At 73.2% G+C, this 20,231-nt stretch carries 14 protein-coding genes and 1 pseudogene; 5 read left to right on the top strand and 10 right to left on the bottom strand.

Annotation, left to right across the window (positions count from 1 at the left end; translation table 11 throughout):
* Positions 1–164: 164 nt before the first annotated feature.
* The 4 genes from F8568_RS43975 to F8568_RS51370 all read right to left on the bottom strand — a co-directional run bounded on the left by F8568_RS43975 (position 165) and on the right by F8568_RS51370 (position 6,659).
* Positions 165–1,112, bottom strand: coding sequence for a DUF6177 family protein (locus F8568_RS43975; RefSeq protein ID WP_236010086.1), 948 nt, complete (start codon positions 1,110–1,112; stop codon positions 165–167).
* Entirely contained in the window at positions 1,109–1,399 is a 291-nt protein-coding gene (locus tag F8568_RS43970) for a hypothetical protein (protein ID WP_151600092.1), read from the bottom strand. Before F8568_RS43970 ends, F8568_RS43975 begins: the two co-directional genes overlap by 4 nt.
* Before the next feature lie 8 nt (positions 1,400–1,407).
* Entirely contained in the window at positions 1,408–2,430 is a 1,023-nt protein-coding gene (locus tag F8568_RS43965) for a MinD/ParA family ATP-binding protein (protein ID WP_151600091.1), read from the bottom strand.
* Between the two features lie 1,793 nt (positions 2,431–4,223).
* The gene (locus tag F8568_RS51370; protein ID WP_407924522.1) at positions 4,224–6,659 is read right to left on the bottom strand and encodes an AAA family ATPase; all 2,436 of its coding nucleotides are present in this window, start codon (positions 6,657–6,659) and stop codon (positions 4,224–4,226) included.
* 1,285 nt (positions 6,660–7,944) lie between these two features.
* Between F8568_RS51370 and F8568_RS43950 the strand changes: the two genes are divergently transcribed.
* Positions 7,945–11,316 (top strand): pyruvate carboxylase, encoded by a 3,372-nt coding sequence (locus F8568_RS43950; RefSeq protein ID WP_151600090.1) that lies wholly within the window; start codon positions 7,945–7,947, stop codon positions 11,314–11,316.
* On the opposite strand, the gene F8568_RS43945 is transcribed toward F8568_RS43950, so the two are convergent.
* Entirely contained in the window at positions 11,306–11,929 is a 624-nt protein-coding gene (locus tag F8568_RS43945; protein WP_151600089.1) for a TetR/AcrR family transcriptional regulator, read from the bottom strand. The genes F8568_RS43950 and F8568_RS43945 overlap by 11 nt on opposite strands.
* Before the next feature lie 208 nt (positions 11,930–12,137).
* Here F8568_RS43945 and F8568_RS43940 point away from each other — a divergent pair.
* Positions 12,138–13,088 (top strand): annotated as a pseudogene (locus F8568_RS43940) (RNA polymerase sigma factor); the annotation flags it as partial.
* Positions 13,089–13,206: 118 nt separating this feature from the next.
* On the opposite strand, the gene F8568_RS43935 reads toward F8568_RS43940, so the two are convergent.
* Complete coding sequence (locus F8568_RS43935; RefSeq protein ID WP_151600088.1) at positions 13,207–14,163, bottom strand: threonine/serine dehydratase; 957 nt, start codon at positions 14,161–14,163, stop codon at positions 13,207–13,209.
* A 202-nt stretch (positions 14,164–14,365) separates the two neighbouring features.
* Here F8568_RS43935 and F8568_RS43930 point away from each other — a divergent pair, with 202 nt between their 5' ends.
* Positions 14,366–14,947, top strand: coding sequence for a TetR/AcrR family transcriptional regulator (locus tag F8568_RS43930; RefSeq protein ID WP_151600087.1), 582 nt, complete (start codon positions 14,366–14,368; stop codon positions 14,945–14,947).
* A gap of 18 nt (positions 14,948–14,965) precedes the next feature.
* Here the strand turns inward: F8568_RS43930 and F8568_RS43925 are convergent, their stop codons facing one another.
* From F8568_RS43925 to F8568_RS43915, 3 genes are all read right to left on the bottom strand, one after another.
* Positions 14,966–16,210 (bottom strand): RNA polymerase sigma factor, encoded by a 1,245-nt coding sequence (locus F8568_RS43925; RefSeq protein ID WP_456236970.1) that lies wholly within the window; start codon positions 16,208–16,210, stop codon positions 14,966–14,968.
* Positions 16,211–16,383: 173 nt separating this feature from the next.
* Positions 16,384–16,737 carry a YciI family protein gene (locus tag F8568_RS43920; protein WP_151600086.1) on the bottom strand — a complete coding sequence of 118 codons (354 nt, stop codon included), beginning with the start codon at positions 16,735–16,737 and terminating at the stop codon, positions 16,384–16,386.
* 42 nt (positions 16,738–16,779) lie between these two features.
* Positions 16,780–16,938 carry a hypothetical protein gene (locus F8568_RS43915; protein WP_160573991.1) on the bottom strand — a complete coding sequence of 53 codons (159 nt, stop codon included), beginning with the start codon at positions 16,936–16,938 and terminating at the stop codon, positions 16,780–16,782.
* A 173-nt stretch (positions 16,939–17,111) separates the two neighbouring features.
* Between F8568_RS43915 and F8568_RS43910 the strand changes: the two genes are divergently transcribed.
* Positions 17,112–17,936 (top strand): helix-turn-helix domain-containing protein, encoded by an 825-nt coding sequence (locus F8568_RS43910; RefSeq protein WP_151600094.1) that lies wholly within the window; start codon positions 17,112–17,114, stop codon positions 17,934–17,936.
* A gap of 50 nt (positions 17,937–17,986) precedes the next feature.
* Here F8568_RS43910 and F8568_RS43905 read toward each other — a convergent pair whose 3' ends face one another.
* The gene (locus F8568_RS43905) at positions 17,987–18,247 is read right to left on the bottom strand and encodes a GntR family transcriptional regulator (RefSeq protein ID WP_160573990.1); all 261 of its coding nucleotides are present in this window, start codon (positions 18,245–18,247) and stop codon (positions 17,987–17,989) included.
* 600 nt (positions 18,248–18,847) lie between these two features.
* Between F8568_RS43905 and F8568_RS43900 the strand changes: the two genes are divergently transcribed.
* Positions 18,848–20,113 (top strand): alpha/beta fold hydrolase, encoded by a 1,266-nt coding sequence (locus tag F8568_RS43900; protein WP_151600084.1) that lies wholly within the window; start codon positions 18,848–18,850, stop codon positions 20,111–20,113.
* Positions 20,114–20,231: the final 118 nt, after the last annotated feature.

The following is a 20,231-nucleotide window of genomic DNA, read 5'->3' as shown; positions in this document are numbered from 1 at the left end:
GCAGAAATCCCGCGAATGGAAACTCGCCGCCCAGCGCATGGCCACCGCCGTCTCCGGCATGAGCAAGGTCATCGGCGAATCCCACGACATCCACCTCGGCGCCGAACGCCAGAACACCGCCATGTGGGGCGGCTGACCCCCGCCCGTACGGCCGCGGTCATCGCTCAGGCGGTGCGGCGGAGGTGGGCCAGGAGGTCCTGGTGGCGCTGCCAGTATTCGGGGGAATAGCCGTCGCCCAGTTGGAACCAGGTGATGGGCGCGTCCGAGGGGCCTAGGCGTTTGCGGGAGAAGCCCGGCGGCCCGGTGTAGGTGCCGGCGGAGGCGAGGCCGATGGGGGCCGAGGAGCCCGTCCAGCGGGGTTCGGTGGTGAGGTCGGCGCGGCCGGGGATCAGCTGCGCGAGCAGCGCGGTCAGGGGGTGGTCCGCCGACAGGAGGTCGATGAAGGACGGCAGCTGGGGGATCGGCGGATCTTCGTCGTCGGTGTAACCGATGGTGAGCGTCGTCATCTCGGCGATGCCGGAGGCCGGGGGAACGAGGGGGGTGAAGTCGGACGTCGCCATCGCCGGACGGCTGCTTGCCCCGATGACGATGATCCGGGACGAAGAAGCGCTCGCCGTGTGGAGTGTCAGCTCTTCGGGACTCCACGGATGCTGCAGGGGTTCGGCCAGGCCCCAGCCTTTCGGGGGTTCGCCGGTCAGGAGCCGCATCAGCTTCTCGGTGTGCAGACCGAGGACGGCGGCAGGGGCGTGCCGGGCCTGGAAGGTGAGGACGAGTTGGCTCCCGATGGGAGCGGTCGGGGCCGTCGTGTAGGCCGGAGCGTAGTCGCGGGCGTCGGGCAGAGGCACGAACGCGCTGCCGTTCCACTGCATCGGGCGGCCGGTGAGCCCCTCGTAGTAGCCGTCGTCGTGGACCAGCCACTGGGCTTTGGAGGCTCGGAGAGGAAGGGTCAGCCGACTGGTGGGGGACGTGACCAATTGGAGCGTGCGGTTCGTCCCCTCGCACTCGGCGAGGGCCTGGGAGACGGCCGGGGATAGAGCGACGACAGGGCGGTCGCTCAGCACGACCATGGCCTGGTCGGTGAGGACGTCGGCGCCGCCTGCGGTGGTCGTCATCGATCCGCCCACGTCGTGCCGTCCAGGGTTTCGGTGCAGCGTTGGGCCAGGTGGCGGGCCTCAGCGGAGGCCGCCGCGATGTGGATCTCCGTCCACCAGACGGGGGTGGCGGCATCGATTCCAAGGAGGCGTTCGGGTTCGCCCGGAACGGATATGAGGACGGGCTCCCGCACGCGCAGGAGGAGGCGGTCTTCGGCGTCGAACACGTCATTGCCCGCCGCATGGAGAGGTGGGGAGACCAGGGCTTGGAGATCCAAAGTCGGCTTCTCGGAGGTGAGGACGATCATTTCGCGGCTCATGAGGCGCTCAAGGAACGGGTGAAGACGTCCGCCGCGAGCCGGGTCGCGGCGGCCTGGGCGGGCATGCTGATGCGTTCGGGGGCGATGGCGATGCCGGCCGCCAGGTGCCGGTCGAAGGGGAGGAGCGTGACGGGGAGCGTGCCGCTGCCGAGGAGGCGGGCGGCGCGGTCCAGGTCGGCGTCCGGATTCGGCGTGTGCGAGACCAGGGCGATGACCGTGCGCTGGAGGAGCGGGCCGAGACCGTTCAGGGCCATCCAGTTGAGGGCGGCGCGCGCGCTGAGGGCGCCGTCGGGCGTGCCGGGGGTGACGAAGACCTGTGCGTGGGCGCCGTGCAGGATCCCGCGCTGCAGGTCGGAAACGAGTCCGCCGCCGCAGTCGATGACGGTGGTCGAGAAGTAGCGCCCGAGGCGGCCGGTACCGTGCTGGAAGGTCGCGTGGTCGAGATCGTCCGCGAGGGCGCCCTTGGGAGCGGCGGGCAGGACGAAGAGGCCTTCGGGGGTTCGGCCGAGATGGGCGGCGGTCTCCTCCCAGGTGTGCGGGCGCGCGGCGGCGAGGTCGCGGACCGAGCTCGGGGCGCTGACGCCGATGCGCAGCGCGAGGGAGCCGAGGCCCGGGTCCGCGTCGATCGCGAGGACGCGGTCCGGGCGGTACTGCCGGAGGACTCCCGCGATGAGCGCCGTGATCGTCGACTTTCCGGCGCCGCCGCGGATGCTCGTCACCGCGATCCGCCGGCTCGATGGGACCGGAACGCCGATCTGCGCCGTGAGCCGCGCCAGGTCGCGGACCTGCCCGGCGGCCGACGCGCCCATCGCGCGGCGGACGCCGCGTCCCAGGCGCCGGGCCATCGGGTCGCCATGCGGGTTGCGCCGAACGAGGTCCTGAGGGGCGGGGACGCCGCCGGGCGGGGTGGCGAACCGCTCCGGCCCGCCGTCGCGGCCGGACGGCCTGACCGGCGGCGGTTCCGGGACGCTCTGCGGCGCCATGCCGGAGATCGGCCCGGGCGCCAGCGCGCCGGGCACGTCGGGAAGGTTCTGCTCGGATGTCTGCGCGGGCAGCCCGGATGGTGGCGGGCCGGGCACGCGGGTGGACGGCCCCGATCGCGCTGTGCTGGGTGAATCGAGGAATGACCGGGACAGCGGTGCGTCGGAGGCGTCGGGGGACTTGCCGAACGGCTCCGGCGCAGAAGTGCCTTGAGAGTGCCCGAAGGGAGCCGGGCTGGAGGTAGGCAGGGAGGGCTCGGCCCGCAAGGCCGCGGGAGGTTCGGCAGCCGACGGTCCGGACGACTGTGCGGCCTGCCCGTGCGCGCGGAAGTCGGATGGCGGTGCCGCCTGCCCGTGCGAGCCCGGCTCGGACGGCGGTGCGGCCTGTCCATGCGGGCCCGGGTCGGATGGTGGCGCGGCGGAGTCGTGCGGAGGTGGTGCGGATGGCGGTGCGGCCTGTTCAGGCGGGCGCGGGTTGGATGGGGGTGCGGCCTGTTCAGGCGGGCGCGGGTTGGATGGGGGTGCGGCCTGTTCAGGCGGGCGCGGGTTGGATGGGGGTGCGGGTTGCTCAGGCGGGCGCGGGCCGGGCAGTGGCGCGGGAGACGACAGCTCGGGCACAGGGGGAATCGTCCATCCGAAGGTCACCGGAGGCGCCGAAGGGCCGATGTCTGCGGAGTCGGTCGTCTGGGCCGAAGGGTGATGGTCGGCGGGCGGTGTCGTCTTATTTGGAGGGGCCGGCCGCTCAGCGTTTGTGCGGGCGGCTGGCCAGGGTGAGTTAGGCGCGGGGAGGGATGCCTCGGCTAGTGGTTCGGGGGGCGTTGGGGAGGAGGACGCCGACGCCGGTTCGGACGGCGGGTCGGTGACCCAGCCTGCCGTCGTAGGTGGCGTCGGGGATTCGAGGTCTGTGGCGGTGTGCCGTGCTGGCCGCTCGGGAAATGGCGGTGGCTCAGAGGTCGGGGATGGCGTCGAGCCCGTGGGGGATGGCTCCGCCTCCGGTGAGGTGTCCGCTGTTTCGGGAGAAGGGGACGGGGCTGTCCGGCCGGCGGTGCAGGACGAGGAGGCGTCTGTTGGCGGGGCGGGCGCGTAGTGCGCTGGGTGCGAGTCCGCGGAGTCGACGGACGAGGGCTTGAGCTGCGCGTCCGCCCTGCTAGGGGGTGTGGTCAGTGCGGCGGGTCGGGAGGCCCGGCTGCTGGTGGTGGGGGTGGCGGATGTGGCCTGCGAGCCGGTGGAGGGCGAGGTCGGTGGAGACGTCGGGGCGGTCGGGGGTGAGGCGGAAGGTGCAGACGAGTCGGCGGGCGAGGGCGTGGCCGGCGCGTCCGCGCGGTGTTCCCGCGTTGCGAGGGGTGGTTCGGTTCGCGGGGACGGGGCGGACGGGAGCGTGGCCGTTCGGGGGGCGGAGACGGCGGTGCGGGCGAACGGGGCGGTGGGCGTACGGGTGCCGATCGGGGGAGTGGAGTGGCGGTCTGGAGGCGTGCCCGCGCTTGCGCTCCTCACCTCGCTCGCGCCTGCGCCTACGGCCTCCTTCGCAGCGGCGTCCTGCGCGGCGCCTTCCTGCGCGGCGGCCGTGGCCGTGCTCGTGGCCGCAGGCGCGGATGATGCGGACGCGTCCTGCTCGGGGGGCGTGGCAAGGGACGGCGGCGCCGCGCGTGGGTTCGGGGGGACCAGGCCGGTTTCCAGTGCGCCGAGGTCGCGCAGCACCGTGTGCTGCCAGTCTCGATCGGACACCGAGCCCCTTCCAGCTCCGCATTGATTGGGCGAGACGAGTCTAGACAGGCGCAGGCGGGAGATTCCGACCAATTGTGTGTTGCGGCGTCAGGCCGTGTGTGGACGGGTCACAGGTACAGGCCCGTGGCCTCGTCCCGGGTGGGGGCGGTGGCGCGGAGGTCGTCGGCGCGCAGGGTGATGATCTCGGTGTCGGACGGGGCGCCGGACGCGGTGAGGCGTTCGGACTGGGCGGCGACGGCGGCGTCGAGGAGGTTGCGCATGAGGCGCCCGTTGCCGAAGGACGGGCCGCGCGGGATGTCGCGGAGCACGGTCCGGAGCCGTCCGGGCACGTCCGGAGCGAGGGTGAGGCCCTCGGCGGCGGCGAGGTGCGCGAAGATCGCGGTGAGTTCGTCATCGGTGTAGTCGGGGAAGGCGATGCGCTTGGGGAAGCGGGACGCCAGGCCGGAGTTCGCGGTGAGGAAGGCGTCCATCTCGCGTTCGTAGCCGGCGGCGATGACGACGAGGTCGCCGCGGTACTCCTCCATGAGCTGGACGAGGGTGGCGACGGCCTCCTGGCCGTAGGCGTCGCCGGCGAGGGAGTAGGCCTCGTCGACGAACAGGACGCCGCCGAGGGCCTGCTCGACGGCGGCGCGGACGCGGGGTGCGGTCTGGCCGAGGTAGGGGCCGATGAGGTCGGCGCGGGACACCTCGACGAGGTGGCCGGACGACAGCAGCCCGAGGTGGGCGTAGCCGGAGGCGACGAGCCGGGCGACGGTGGTCTTGGCGGTGCCGGGGTTGCCGGTGAAGATCATGTGCCGGGTGGGGACGGTGACCTGCTTGCCGGCGGCGCGGCGCAGTTCGGCGCCGCGGGCCTCGGCGGCGAGGCGGTGCACCTCTTCCTTCACCGCGGACAGCCCGATGAGGGCGTCGAGTTCGGCGAGCGGGTCGGTGGCGGGGACGACGCGTCCGGCGCCGCTGAGGCTGTCGGGGATGTCGCCGGGCAGCAGCGCGGCGAGGTCGTCGGGGCCGGGGCGGCGGAGCGCGGTGACGCGGCGGGCCTGCAGGGCGGTGGCGCGCTCGCACAGGTTGCGCATGACGCGGGCGTTGCCGAAGGAGCGGCCGCGCGGGGCGCGGCGGAGCAGCTCGGTGATCTTGTCGAGGGCGGCGGGGGCGGGGGTGAGGCCGGCGGCGGCGGCCTGGCCGGTGAAGATCTCGACGAGTTCGGCGTCGGTGAAGCCGGGGAAGCGGACGGTGGTGGGGAAGCGGGACGCGAGGCCGGGGTCGGAGGCGATGAAGCGCTGCATCTCGCGCTCGTAGCCGGCGACGATGACGACGAGGTCGTCGCGGTGGTCCTCCATGACCTTGATGAGTTCGGCGATGGCCTCCTGGCCGTAGTCCTCGGCCATGCCGGTCTCGGTGAGGGCGTAGGCCTCGTCGATGAACAGGACGCCGCCGACGGCGCTCTGCGCGACGCCGCGGGTCTTGACGGCGGTCTCGCCGACGTAGCGTCCGACGAGCGTGGAGCGGGACGCCTCGACGAGGTGGCCGGACGACAGGACGCCGAGGTCCTTGAAGATGCGGGCGAGGAGGCGGGCGAGGGGAGCCCGGCCTCGCGGCGCAGCTTGGCGGCCTTGGCGCCGGCGACGAGCAGTTCGATCTCCGCCTTGACGGTGCGGAGGCCGGTGAGGGCGGCGAGTTCGGCCATGGGGTCCGACGGGGTGCCGGCGGTGTCGAAGGCGGCGGGGACGTCGGCGCGCTTGACGACGAGTTCCTCGCCGGGCGGGGTGTTCGCGCGGACGTTCTCGACGACGATGTCGGCGAGGCGCTGGGCGAGGCGGGCGTTGCGCAGGTTGCGGATCGGCGGGGTGCGGACGAGGAGCTGCCCGGCGGCGGTGAGGGCGCGCTTGTGGGCGCGGGCACCGCGCTGCTGGAGGGCACGGTTGAACAGTTCGGCGTATCCGTCGGCGTCGAACGGGTGGGTGCGGACGACCTGGAACCGCAGCGACAGGCCGGGGTTGACCTCGCGGATGCGTTCGTCGCCGCCGGGTTCGCAGAGGGCGACGACGTGGAGGTCGTCGTGGACGTCGAGGGCGCGGTGGAGTTCCTCGACGATGGCCTCGCCGCTGCGGCCGTCGCGGGACATGTCGTCGAGGCCGTCGATGACCATGAGGCGGGTGCCGGCGGCGTCGCGGGCCTCGGTGTAGAGCTGGGTGGTGGCGGAGGAGACCTCCTTGCCGGCGAAGAAGTCGTCGGCGAGCCAGAGCGGCGGGTCGACGATGCGGTGCTCGCGGAGCAGCCGGGCGATCTCCTGGGCGGCGTCGCGCTTGCCGGTGCCGTCGGGGCCGACGAGCATGAGCCGGACGGGCCCGCCGGTCTCGGCGATGGTCTCGAGGGCGGCGACGACGTCGGGCTGGCCGACGAGGCCGGAGCCGACCTCGGCGCGGCGGGTGCGGCGGGTGCGGGACGGGGCGGTGCCGACGCCGGCGGCGAGGGGGTTGACCATGCGGCGGCGCGGGGTGAACAGGCGGCGGACGTCGGCGCCGAACTCGCCGACGGGGATCCATTCGGGGTCGGGGATGCGGGGCTCGTTGGGCAGGCCCTGGACGCAGCCGGTGAAGCGCATCGCCATGTCGAGCCAGCCGCGGCAGGCGTCGATGGCGCCGGCCCCGAGGGCGCGGCCGAGCCAGGCCCACTCGTTGAGGTACCAGGGGTTCGGTTCGAATCTGTCGCGCGCGCGCTCGAAGTGTTCGAGGAGCTCGCCGTAGCGGTCCTCGGTCAGGACGGCGGACAGTTCGGCCGGGACCTGCTTGAGCCCGCCCTGAAGGAGGAGGTGGACGAGCAGGTCGTCGGCGGTCTCGTCGTGCGGGGCGACCTCGCGCAGGTGGTCGTGGACGGGCAGCAGCCCGGAGCAGACCCATTCGAGGTAGCCGATGGGGCCGGCGAGTTCGGGCAGGACGGTGACGATGTCGTCGTCGGCGTGGGCGAGCCACAGGGCGCGCTGTTCGGCGAGCGGCGTCTGGATGCGCAGCGCGGGCGGCGGGTCGTCGTACAGCTTGATGAGGGCCTGGCGGCGCTGCTCGATCGGCTCGAGCCCCTCGAAGACGTCGAGGGACTCGCGGGCGAGCGCGAGGGCGAGGTCCTGGTCGCCGCAGTCCTCGAGCCATTCGAGGGGCTGGAAGGAGCCGCGGCTGACGCCCCAGCCGCCGGCGTCGCGGAGCGGGTCGCGGGGCTCGTTGTGGTACCGGTTGAAGAACTGGTACTGCAGGCGGGAGTGGGTGCCGGCGTTGACGGCTCCGGCGCCGAGGAGGAAGTCGAGGGTGAGGAGCAGTTCCGCGACGACGAGCGGGGCGGGCGCGGTGAGCAGGGAGTGCTGGTCGGTGGTGGCGTCCTTGCAGCGCGGGTCGGCGGCGAGCGTGTCGATGCGGGCGCGGATCTCGTCGTAGAGGCCGTCTGGGACGCGCCAGGGCCCGTAGGAGTACACGTCGAGGACGGGCTCGTCGGAGACGAGAAGTTCGAGATGTTCCGGCAGCCGCACCTTGTTCCCCCTACAAGCACACGAAACCCGACCGAACAGCCTAGAGCGTCGCGCGCGCCCCCGGCCGCGAAAGTCGCCAGGCGGTGTACCGGGCCGAACGGAACAAACAGGCATTTTTCTCGCTGAACGCGATCTATCACTTTGTTCACAAGAGGGCGGGGTGTCCCGGGCGGCGCCCGGCCGGTCAACTGGGTAGGTATCCGAAGATTCGGTTCGCCCGCCGGACCGGCCCATGCTCCTCCGACGCTCAGCGCCGAGCCCGGGAGGCCGTCGGGTGCGGGCGGACGCGCCCGAGCCGTCTCCTGGGAGAACACGTGATCACAAAGCTGCTCGTCGCGAACCGCGGCGAGATCGCCGTACGCGCGTTCCGCGCCGCGTACGAACTCGGCATCGCCAGCGTCGCCGTCTACGCCCACGAGGACAGGCTGTCGCTGCACCGGCAGAAGGCCGACGAGGCGTACGAGATCGGCGAGCACGGCCACCCCGTCCGCGCCTACCTGGACGTGGACGGCATCGTGGAGACGGCGCTGCGGGTCGGCGCCGACGCGGTCTACCCCGGCTACGGGTTCCTGTCGGAGAGCCCGGAGCTGGCGGAGGCGTGCGAGCGGAACGGCATCACGTTCGTCGGCCCGCCGTCGCGGGTGCTGAGCCTGGCCGGCAACAAGATCGAGGCGGTCGCGGCGGCGCGGCGGGCGGGCCTGCCGGTGCTGCGGTCGGCGACGCCGGAGCCGGGCCGCGAGCTGGAGGCCGCCGATGAGGTCGGGTTCCCGCTGTTCGTGAAGGCCGCGGCGGGCGGCGGCGGGCGCGGGCTGCGCCGCGTCGACCACCGCGAGGAGCTGGAGGCCGCCGTCGACACGGCGCGCCGCGAGGCGCAGAGCGCGTTCGGCGACCCGACGGTCTTCCTGGAGCAGGCGGTGGACCGGCCCCGCCACATCGAGGTGCAGGTCCTCGCCGACGGCGCGGGCCACACCGTCCACCTGCGCGAACGCGACTGCTCGGTGCAGCGGCGGCACCAGAAGGTCGTGGAGATCGCGCCGGCGCCGCACCTGGACGCGGCCGTCGCCGAGCGGCTCTGCGAGGACGCGGTGAGGTTCGCCCGCGAGATCGGCTACGTCAACGCCGGCACGGTCGAGTTCCTCGTCAACGACCGCGGCGAGCACGTCTTCATCGAGATGAACCCGCGCATCCAGGTGGAGCACACCGTGACCGAGGAGGTCACGGGCGTCGACCTGGTGCAGAGCCAGCTGCGCGTCGCGGGCGGCGAGACCCTCGACGATCTCGGCATCTCCCAGCGGGACGTGGCGGTCGGCGGGTTCGCGGTGCAGTGCCGGATCACGACCGAGGACCCGGCGAACGGGTTCCGCCCCGACACCGGGAAGATCTCGGCGTACCGGTCGCCGGGCGGCGCCGGGGTCCGCCTCGACACCGGCACGGCGCACGGCGGCGCGATCGTGTCCCCGCACTTCGACTCGCTGCTGGTGAAGCTGACGTGCCGGGGGCGGACGTTCGAGGAGGCCGTGCGGCGCGCGCGCAGGGCGGTCGCCGAGTTCCGTATCCGCGGCGTCTCGACGAACATCCCGTTCCTGCAGGCGCTGCTGGACGAGCCGGACTTCCGCAGGGGCGGCGTCACCACGTCCTACATCGCCGACCATCCCGAGCTGTTGACGGCCCGGTCGAGCGGTGACCGTGCGACGCGGCTCGTCCGGTACCTGGCGGACGTCACCGTCAACAAGCCGCACGGTGACGCGCCCACGAGCTTGGACCCGGCGACCAAGCTCCCGCCGCTCCAGCTCGACGGTCCGTTCCCCGAGGGGTCGCGTGACCGCCTTCTGGCGCTCGGCGCGCGCGCGTTCGCCGAGCAGTTGCGCGCACAGAACGCGCTGGCCGTCACCGACACCACGTTCCGGGACGCGCACCAGTCGCTCCTGGCGACCCGGGTACGCACGCACGACCTCGTCGCCGCGGCGCCATACCTCGCGCGTATGACCCCGCAGCTCCTCTCTATAGAGGCGTGGGGCGGCGCCACGTACGACGTCGCGCTCCGCTTCCTGGGCGAGTCCCCTTGGGACAGGCTCGCGGCCATCAGGGAAGCCGCACCGAACCTGTGCATCCAGATGCTTCTGCGCGGGCGCAACACCGTCGGCTACACGCCGTACCCCGACTCGGTCGCGCGGGCGTTCGTCAAGGAGGCCGCCAGTACGGGCGTCGACATCTTCCGCGTGTTCGACGCGCTGAACGACGTGGAGCGCATGCGTCCTGCGATCGACGCGGCGCTCCAGACGCACGCGCTGGTGGAGGGCACCCTCTGCTACACCGGCGACCTGTCGTCCCCGGACGAGCGCCTCTACACGCTCGACTACTACCTGCGTCTCGCCGAGGAACTGGTGGAGGCGGGCGTCCACATCCTGTGCATCAAGGACATGGCCGGTCTCCTCCGCGCTCCCGCCGCGCGCACACTGGTGAGCGCTCTGCGCGAGCGTTTCGACCTGCCCGTCCACCTCCATACCCACGACACCGCAGGCGGGCAGATCGGCACCTACATCGCCGCCATCGAAGCCGGTGTCGACGCCGTGGACGGCGCCGCGGCGCCGCTGTCCGGCACGACCAGCCAGCCGCCCCTGCAGGCCATCGTCGCGGCGACCGACTTCACCGGCCGCGCCACCGGCATCGACCTCGACGCCCTCACCGTGATGGAGCCCTACTGGGAGGCGGTGCGCAGGCTGTACGCGCCGTTCGAGATGGGCCTTCCGTCCCCGACCGGACGCGTCTACCAGCACGAGATCCCCGGCGGGCAGCTGTCGAACCTGCGGCAGCAGGCCGTCGCGCTCGGCCTCGGCGACCGGTTCGAGGAGATCGAGCGCTGCTACGCCGCCGCCGACCGGATCCTCGGCCGCCTCGTCAAGGTCACCCCGTCCAGCAAGGTCGTCGGCGACCTCGCGCTGCACCTCGTCGCCGCCGGCGCCGACCCGGACGACTTCGCCGCGAACCCCGAGCGCTACGACATCCCCGACAGCGTCATCGGGTTCTTGAGCGGCGAGCTCGGCGACCCGCCCGGCGGCTGGCCCGAGCCGTTCCGCACCAAGGCGCTCGCCGGACGCCAGTACACCCCGGCCCGCGCCGAGCTGGACGGTGCCGAGGAGAAGGCGCTCGCCGGACCCGAGGTCCGCGACACCCTCGACCGCCTGCTGTTCCCCGGCCCCGCGAAGGACTACCGCGAAGCGCGCGCGGCGTACGGCGACCTGTCCGTCCTGCCGACCGGCGCCTTCCTCTACGGCATGCGCGCCGGCCAGGAGGTCGCGTTCGACCTCGAACCGGGCGTGCGCGTGCTGGCCGGGCTCGAAGCGGTCGGCGACATCGACGAGGCGGGCGTCCGGCAGGTCATCTGCACGGTGAACGGCCAGCTCCGCACGCTGTCGGTGCGCGACAAGTCCGTCGCGTCGGACGCGCCGCCGGTGGAGCGCGCCGACCCGGCCGAACCCGGCCACGTCGCCGCGCCGTTCGACGGCTCGGTCACGCTGCGCGTCGCGAAGGGCGACCAGGTGGCGGCGGGCGACACGGTCGCGACGATCGAGGCGATGAAGATGGAGGCCGCGATCACCGCCCCGGTGGCCGGCACCGTCACCCGGCTCGCCGTCCCGGCCGCGACCCCCGTCCAGGCCGGCGACCTGCTCCTCGTCATCGCCTGACGGCGTAGTCCTCCAGGGACGGCTCCAGCAGCCCGAACGCCTTCTCGGCGGAGCCGGTGAGGGCCGCGGCGATCGCGTCGTGGTCCTCACCGGCGATGGTGCGGCGCAGCGTCTCCTCGAACAGGACCCGGTGGACGCCGATGAGCTGCGCCGACGCCACGCGGACGACCACGTCGTCCGGGCCGGTGCCGGCCTCCTCGGCCAGGACTGCGGCGAGGGCGTGCTCGCGCTCCTCATGGAACTCGCGCAGGCGCGCGACCAGCGCCGGGCTTCCGGTGATCATGCGCGCGAAGTCGGCGCCGGAGAAGCCGATGACCGCGTCGCGCCGGTCGACGGCGTCGAGGAACGCGCGGCGCAGCGCGGCGAGCGCGGACTCGCCCGGCGCGCGCCCGGCGACCGTCCGGGCGGGCTGCGCGACGAACTCCTCGTGCAGGTCGAGGGCCAGGTCCTCCTTGCGCGGGAAGTAGTTGGTCACCGTCATCTTCGCGACCTGCGCGGCGGCGGCGACGTCGGCGATCGTCACCCGGTCGAACCCGTGCCGCAGGAACAGGCGCGTCGCCTGGTGCGAGATCGCCTGCCGCGTCTGCTGCTTCTTCATCTCCCGCAAACCCATGCCGCCACCCTGCCACAGGTCGACCTAAATTTATAGTGAACACACGTCTAGAGTCGACCTAAGTTTATGCCGCCGGGCTGCCGGGTACCGAGATCGGGTGACCCGTTCCCTCCCGGCCGGACGAGCAAAGGACACCGCCCTGAACGCCAGCACCTCCCGTGTCGCGTCCCCCGAGCCCGCTCGCGCCGCGTCCAGCCGCGGCGCGTCCGCCCGGGCCGCCTCCGCTCGCGGCGCGTCCGCGACCCGCGACCTCGTCGACCCGATGAAGGACTACCTCTCCCGCATCGGCCGGACCCCGCTGCTCACCGCCGAGCAGGAGGTCGAGCTGGCCAAGCGCATCGAGGCCGGGCTGTTCGCGCGCGAACGCCTGGAGACCCTCGGCGACGCCCTGTCCTCGCAGGACCGCGACGACCTCGCCTGGATCGCCGCCGACGGCCGCCGCGCCAAGGAGCACATGGTCGAGGCCAACCTGCGCCTGGTCGTGTCGCTGGCCAAGCGGTACATGGGCCACGGCCTGCCGCTCAACGACCTCGTCCAGGAGGGCAACCTCGGGCTGATCCGCGCCGTGGAGAAGTTCGAGTACCGGCGCGGGCTGAAGTTCTCCACCTACGCCGTCTGGTGGATCAAGCAGGCGATCAGCCGCGCGCTCGCCGACCAGTCCCGGACGATCCGCATCCCCGTGCACGTCGTCGAGGTGCTCAACCGGATGACCCGGATCCGCCGCCGGATGATGCAGGACCTCGGCCGCGAGCCCACCGCGCAGGAGCTGGCCGCCGAGCTGGACGTCACGCCGGAGAAGGTCGAGTGGCTGCGCCGCCAGGCCCGCGAGCCGCTGTCCCTGCAGACCCCGCTCGGCGAGGACGGCGACGGCGAGCTCGGCGACGTCATCGAGGACCCCGAGGGCGGCGACCCGGCCGACGTCGTCGCGTCGTCGATGCTGCGCGGCAAGCTCGACGCCGTGCTGGAGACGCTGACCGAGCGCGAGGCCGGCGTCATCTCGATGCGGTTCGGCCTCGCCGGCGGCGAGCCGAAGACGCTCGAGGAGGTCGGCAAGGTCTACGGCGTGACCCGCGAGCGCATCCGGCAGATCGAGTCCAAGGGGATGCACAAGCTGCGCCACCCCTCCCGCCGCGAGACCCTCGCCGACCTGCTGAGCTGACGTTCACCGCTCGCCCACCTGGCCGGGCTCGGCGTCGGCGCCGAGCCGTTCGACGAGCCCGTCCAGGAGCCGGCGCAAAGCGAGGCCTGCAATCGGCGCGTGGCCTGAGCGCCGCCGGCTAGTCGGTGGGGCCGCTCAGGAGGTCGGACGGGTCGGTGTTGGCGCCGCAGAGCACGACGACGACCCGCTCGCCCGGGGAGGGACGGTACGCGCCGGTGCGCAGGGCCGCGATCGCGGCGGCCGTGCCGTGCTCGACGACCTGCCGGTACTCCTCCCAGACGAACCGGCGCGCCTCGACGATCGCGTCGTCGGAGACCAGCGCGGACGCCACCCCGGTGCGGGCCGCGACGTCGTAGGCGATGTCGCCGAGGCGGGTGGCGCCGAGCGAGTCGGCGGCGATGCCGGAGACGGCGACGTCCACCGGGCGGCCGGCGTGCAGGGCGCGTTCGAGGGTCGGGATCGTCTCCGGCTCGGCGCCGACGACGCGGGCGCGGCCCTCGAGGGCGGCGGCGACGCCCGCCATCAGGCCGCCGCCGCCGACGGCGAGCAGCACCGTGTCGACCTCGCCGCCGGTCTGGTCGAGGATCTCCAGGCCGAGGGTGCCCTGGCCGGCGCAGACCTCCGGCTGGTCGTAGGCGTGGCAGTAGAGGGCGCCGGTGTCGGCGGCGTGCTTGGTGGCGGCGTCCGCGGCCTCGGCGTAGCGGGTGCCGACCTGGACGACGGTGGCGCCGAGCGCGCGGAGCCGCGCGACCTTCACCGCCGGGGCCGTCTCGGGGACGAACACCTCGGCGGGCGCGCCGGCCTCGGCGGCGGCGTAGGCGAACGCGAGGCCGGCGTTGCCGCCGGACGCGGCGACGACGCCGGCCGCGGGGAGCCGTCCGCCGTCCCGCGCGGCGAGGATGTGGTTGAACGCGCCGCGCGCCTTGAACGACCCGGTGTGCTGGGTCTGCTCGAGCTTCAGCCACATCCGCGCGGCGGGGGCGAGCGGGCCGGGATCCACCGCGAGCAGCGGCGTCTCGCGGATGCGGCCGGCGACGCGTCCCGCGGCGGCCTCGACGTCCGGAAGCGCGATCACAGGGGCTCCTTTCCGCGGACGCGGCGCCCGCATCCACTATCAGTACCATCCGGTTCGGTCGCTCCTGGCGGATGGCGCGTTCCGTGGGGTGCGCGGCGCCTCCGCCCGCCCGGGTCCGGTCGCTAGCCGGGCTAACTAGCCGGGCGTCAAGTAAGTTACCGCGATACGGTGGAGGGCAGGACGGCCGGAGGAGAGGCACACCGTGGGCAAGCCGCAGACGCGCCGCAAGGACACCAGGCAGCGCATCCTGGACGTCGCGCTGGAGCTGTTCCTCGAACGCGGTTACGACCAGACCTCCCTGCGGGAGATCGCCGAGCGGCTCGAGGTGACGAAGGCCGCGCTCTACTACCACTTCCGCACCAAGGAGGACATCGTCGACGCCCTCGTCGGCGGCATCGGCGAGCGGCTCGACGAGCTGATCGCCTGGGCCCGTGCCCAGCCCACGACGCTGGAGACCAGGCGGGAGCTGCTGCGCCGGCTCAACGAGGCGCTGGAGGAGTACTCCCCGGTCTTCCAGTTCCTCCAGGAGAACCAGGCGGCGCTGCGCGGCCGGGCCGGGCCCAAGACGGCCCGCGACCGCATGCAGGCGCTCGGCACCCTGCTCACCGATCCGCAGAGCCCCGTCCTGGACCGCGTCCGCTCGCTCAGCGCGCTGTTCACCGTCTACTTCGGCACCTTCGCGACCTCGGCCATGGAGGGGACGCCGGAGGAGAAGCGCGCCGCCCTGCTGCAGGTCGCATGGGAGCAGATCGACGCCGCCCACGCCGCCCACTCCGGCAAGTGACCGCCCGCCCGCGCGGGACTACCGGGCGCCGTCCAGGGCGGCGGCCCGGTCGAGCAGGACGCGGCGTTCGGGCGCGTTGCGGGTGAGCCCGGCGGCGCGCTCGAACTCCGCGCGGGCCTCCTCGGTCCGGCCGAGGCGGGCGAGCAGGTCGCCGCGGACGCCGGGCAGCAGCGGGTAGCCGCGCAGGGACGGCTCCCCGGTGATGGCGTCGACGAGCCGGAGGCCCGCCTCGGGGCCGTCCGCCATCCCGACGGCGACGGCCCGGTTGAGCTCGACGATCGGGGACGGCGCGACCCGCGCGAGGTGCCCGTACAGCGCGGCGATCTGCGCCCAGTCGGTGTCCTCGGCGGTGGCGGCCTGCGCGTGGGACGCGGCGATCGCGGCCTGCAGGACGTACGGGCCGGGCGGCGCGCCGATCTCGCGGGCGCGCAGCAGCGCGGCGAAGCCGCGGTGGATGAGCAGCCGGTCCCAGCGGGCGCGGTCCTGCTCGTGCAGGGGGACGGGCTCGCCGGACGGCCCGGTGCGGGCGCGGATGCGGGACGCCTGGATCTCCATCAGCGCGACGAGCCCGTGCACCTCCGGTTCCGCGGGCGCGAGGTGGGCGAGGATCCGGCCGAGGCGCAGCGCCTCCTGACACAGGTCGGTGCGGACCCAGTCGTCGCCGCCGCTCGCCGCGTACCCCTCGTTGAAGATCAGGTAGACGACCTCCAGCACCGACGACAGCCGGGCGGCCCGGTCGGGGCCCTCCGGCACCTCGAACGGGACGCCGGACTCCGACAGCGTCCGCTTGGCCCGGACGATCCGCTGCGCGACGGTCGGCTCGGACGTCAGGAACGCGCGGGCGATCTCCTCGGTGGTGAGGCCGCCGAGCATCCGCAGCGTCATCGCCACCCTGGCCTGCGTGGACAGCACGGGGTGGCAGGCGGTGAAGACGAGCCGCAGGACGTCGTCCTCGATGTGCTCGTCGTCGACGGCGAGGTCGAACTCGGGCGGCGCCTCCCGCGCCTCGGGTTCCAGACCGTGCCCGATCTCCTCGAGCTTGGTCTCGAGCCGCTGCTCGCGGCGGATCCGGTCGATGGCGCGGCGCTTGCCGACGGCCATGAGCCAGGCGCCCGGGTTGTCCGGGACGCCCGACTCGGGCCACTGCTCGAGCGCGGCGACGAGCGCGTCCTGCGCGAGTTCCTCGGCGAGGCCGACGTCGCGCACCAGCCGGGCCAGCCCGGCGATGATGCGGGCGGACTCCAGCCGCCACACCGCGTCGATGCTCGCGTGCACGCCGGACGGACGTGCCGCGCCGCCGGCGCGCGGGGCGGGGGCGCCGGAGGCGTCCGGGGCGGCGGATGGCGTCACGGTGCCGATGACAGCACCCGCGCCGCCCGCCGCGCAACCCGGACGCCGCCTCCCCGCAGGTCACCGGCCGTCCGCCGGGCTCGGGGTCAGGTGCCGGGGGCCGCGTCCTCCGGGCCGAAGACCTGCTGGATGACGCCCTCGCCGTCGCCGACGATCTGGAAGAAGCGCCTGGACAGCTCGATCGCCTCCTCCCGGCTGCGCACCTCGACCAGCGCGAAGCCGACCACGACCTCCTTGGCCTCGGCGAACGGGCCGTCGGTGAGGGTGACCTTGCCGCCGGACGCCTTGATGCGGGTGCCGCCGGGCTCGAGGCCGCCGGTCGCCAGCAGCACCCCGGACGCGGACATCTCGGCGATGAACGCGCCCATCTCCGCCATCATCGCCTCGTCCGGCTCGCCCTGCTGCGCGCCGTCGTCGGTGGTCATCATCATGAAGCGCATCGGTGCCTCCGTGGTCCTGCCGGGCCGGGTCCTTCCCGGCCCTCACTGACGCGTCGAGTGGAGGCGGGCCGGATCGACATCCGTCGCGACTTTTTTCGGGATTTCTTGCTCGCCCGCATCTTGCCAGGTCAGCGCCGGTCCGCCGGCCAGCGGCGGGACGAATCGCCTGAGAATTGCACGAAACAGTCCGTACTGGTGCATTGGGCAACGGGCTCGCGGGCGGGTAACTTCTTTGCGGAAGGCACGTCGACGTGCGCCGGAGGAGGCGTCCTGTGGGAGACCCCAAAGTCGGACCTGGGGCGTCGCCCCAGGTGTCCGGTATCGAGGTCACCGTCCCGTCCGGCACGGCGGCGTCGGGCCCGACCGTGCTCCGCATGGTCGTCGGCGCGCAGCTGCGCCGGCTCCGCGAGGCCGCCGAGATCTCCACCGAGGCCGCCGGCTACGAGATCCGCGGCTCGCACTCCAAGATCAGCCGGATGGAGCTCGGCCGCGTCGGGTTCAAGGAGCGCGACGTCGCCGACCTGCTCACCCTCTACGGGGTGGACGACCCGGTCCGCCGCGAGGCGCTGCTGGAGCTCGCCGAGCAGGCGAACCGGCCCGGCTGGTGGCAGCGGTACGCCGACGTGGTGCCCGGCTGGTTCGAGCCGTACCTCGGGCTGGAGCAGGGCGCCGTGCTGGTCCGGGTCTTCGAGATCCAGAACGTCCCGGACCTGCTGCAGACCCCCGGCTACGCCCGCGCGCTCATCGCCGCGCGGTACCCGGACGCGAGCGCCGAGGAGGTCGACCGCCGCGTCGAGCTGCGGATGCGCCGCCGCCTCGTGCTCGACCGGCCCGAGCCGGTGAAGCTGTGGGCCGTGCTGGACGAGGCCGCGCTGCGCCGCGTCGTCGGCGGCCCCGAGGTGATGCGCGAGCAGCTGCGGCACCTGATCGAGATCTCGCGGCGGCCGAACGTCACCGTGCAGGTGCTGCCGTTCGCCGCCGGCGGGCACGCCGCCGAGAGCGGCCCGGTGACCCTGCTCCGGTTCGCCGAGCCCGAACTGCCGGACGTCGTGTACCTGGAGCAGCTCACCGGCGCCCTGTACCCGGACCGCCCGTCCGACGTCATCCGCTACCGGGACGCCCTGAACCGCCTGGGCGTCCAGGCCGAGCCCCCCGCCCGCACCCCCGACTTCATCAAGGGCGTCCTCGCCCCCCTCTGACCCGCACCTGCCGCAACTCGACGACCATCGTGCCGGTGGGCGCCTCCGCGTCATTCCGCTTGTGCGTCGGCATCCTCGGCGACGAACGTCCCCAGCCCGTGCACGCTGACGGTCAGCCCGTCATCCCGCAACGTCCGTAGGACGGCGTCGGCTGTCCGCAGTGACACACCAACGTCGTTGGCGATGGTCCGGGCAGACGGGATGCGTTGCCCAGGGCGCAGCCTGCCCGCCCGTATCTCGTCCGCGATCGCAGCCGCGATGATCCGGTACGCGGGGCGCGGCTGGTCGAGATTGATCACGGTCAGGTCCACAAGAACACGCTTACATACACGTCGGTATGACTGGTGTTCTCGTGTGTTCACGGGTGTTCTCGTCTAGAGTCAAGGAGAGAGCAGACAGCAAGCGACCCCGGGCGGCGCGCCAACGCCGCCCGGGGTCTGGATCGATCCGCCTATCCAAGGAGGCGACCGACCGTGACTCCTGATGCTAGAGCGCGCCTGGAAGCGCTCGGAACCGTTCTGCGGGCGCACAAGCTCCGGGCGCGCATGACACCGGACGGGCTCTACGTGGCGAACCCGGACGCTCACGGGTGCCGCGTCGGACGTCCGGACGCGTGGCAGTGCGGGCGCGGCTTCGTTGAGTTGTGGGGGGGGGGGGGGGGGGTGGGGGGGGGGGGGGGGCCCCCACCCCCCCCACCCGCCAGGCGCCGGGGGGGGGGGGGCGCTTGGTGGGGGGGGGGGGGTGTGGGTTTGCGCCCCCCCCCCACCCCCCCCCCCCGCCACAAGTGAACGGGGTCATGGGAGAGGAGGAGGGCCCACCAGACGCGATGCCCGTTCCGGTCGACGATGACGTAGTGGGCGTGGCCTCCGCTCATCGCGTCACCATACGGCCGCGTCGGGGATAGTGGGGGCATGCCGACTTCGTTCACCCGGCCCGGGTACGCGTGCACCGACCACTTCCTGGACGTTCCGCTCGACCACGCCGACCCGGCCGGGCGGACGATCCGGATCTACGGGCGGGAGGTCGTCGCGCCCGGGAGGCGGGACGACGATCTGCCGTGGCTGCTCTTCCTACAGGGCGGGCCGGGCCACAAGGCGGTGCGGCCGGGGGCGATGCCCGCGGCGTGGCTCGCCCGCGCGCTCGAGGACTACCGGGTGCTGCTGCTCGACCAGCGCGGCACCGGGCGCAGCCACCCGTTGAACCGGCAGACGCTCCCCGCCGATCCGAAGGCCGCCGCCGGGCTGCTGCGGCACTTCCGCGCGGACTCGATCGTCCGGGACGCGGAGCTGCTGCGCCGCCACCTGGCCGGGGACCGCCCGTGGAGCGTGCTCGGGCAGAGCTTCGGCGGTTTCTGCGCGGTGACCTATCTGTCGATCGCGCCGGAGGGGCTGAGCGAGGCGTTCATCACCGGCGGGCTGCCGAGCCTGACGGCGACGCCCGACGACTGGTACCGCGCGGCGTACCGGCGGATCGCCGCGGCCAACGAGCGCTACTTCGCGCGCTACCCGGGGGACCAGGACATCGCGCGCCGCATCGCCGCGCACCTGGACCGGGCCGACGAGCGCCTGCCGGGCGGGGAGCGGCTGACGGCCCGCCGGTTCCAGTTCGCGGGCATCGGTCTCGGTAATTCCGTGCAGTTCGACAATCTGCATTACCTGCTGGAGGAGGCGTTGATCACCTCGGACCGGCTCTCGGACACGTTCTTGCACGGGGTGAACGCGATCGTGTCGTTCGCCGCGCAGCCGCTCTACGCGCTTATCCACGAGGCGTGCGTCAGCAGCGGGACGGCGTCGAACTGGTCGGCCGCGCGGGTCGCCGAGGAGTTCCCGGAGTTCGCGCCGCGCGCCGAGCCGTTCCGGTTCCTGGGCGAGACCATCTTCCCGTCGTTCTTCGAGGAGGACCCGGCGCTGGTCCCGCTGCGGGAGTGCGCCGACCTGGTCGCGGCGCACGAGTGGCCCGCGTTGTACGACCCGGAGCGGCTGGCGTCCACGACCGTGCCGGTGGCGGCGGCGGTCTACTACGACGACATGTACGTGGACCGGGAGATGTCGATGGCGACGGCCGCGGCCATTCCGGGGATCCGGACGTGGGTGACGAGCGAGTACGCGCACAACGGCCTGTCGGCGGACGCGAACGTGCTGGACCGCCTCATCGCCCTGCGCCGCGGCGAGGTGTGAGCGGCCGCGTTCCGGGTGGTACTGCCGATCTGCCCAGATCATGCCGATGTACCGGAAATATTGCGATAAGTACAAGAAACCCGCTCTGCTCTTGTTGTTCACATCACATCCCTTGATC

It is taken from the genome of Actinomadura physcomitrii, from assembly GCF_008923205.2.
Taxonomy (GTDB): domain Bacteria; phylum Actinomycetota; class Actinomycetes; order Streptosporangiales; family Streptosporangiaceae; genus Spirillospora; species Spirillospora physcomitrii.
This window is presented reverse-complemented; position numbering and strand designations above follow the sequence as displayed.